We start from the raw sequence: 379 nt of genomic DNA, 5'->3' as shown, positions 1-379 counted from the left end.
TACGTAGGGTGCGAGCGTTGTCCGGATTTATTGGGCGTAAAGGGCTCGTAGGTGGTTGATCGCGTCGGAAGTGTAATCTTGGGGCTTAACCCTGAGCGTGCTTTCGATACGGGTTGACTTGAGGAAGGTAGGGGAGAATGGAATTCCTGGTGGAGCGGTGGAATGCGCAGATATCAGGAGGAACACCAGTGGCGAAGGCGGTTCTCTGGGCCTTTCCTGACGCTGAGGAGCGAAAGCGTGGGGAGCGAACAGGCTTAGATACCCTGGTAGTCCACGCTGTAAACGGTGGGTACTAGGTGTGGGGTCCATTCCACGGGTTCCGTGCCGTAGCTAACGCTTTAAGTACCCCGCCTGGGGAGTACGGCCGCAAGGCTAAAAC

The 379-nt window shown here is 56.7% G+C and carries 1 rRNA gene; it reads left to right on the top strand.

Annotated features, from left to right (window positions below):
• Positions 1 to 379 (top strand): 16S ribosomal RNA (locus RGM3321_RS00085); the annotation flags it as partial.

Source organism: Pseudomonas sp. RGM 3321, from assembly GCF_022836805.1.
Lineage (GTDB): Bacteria > Pseudomonadota > Gammaproteobacteria > Pseudomonadales > Pseudomonadaceae > Aquipseudomonas.
Note: the sequence above shows the minus strand (reverse complement) of the source record. Positions and strands in the feature narration are given on the sequence as shown.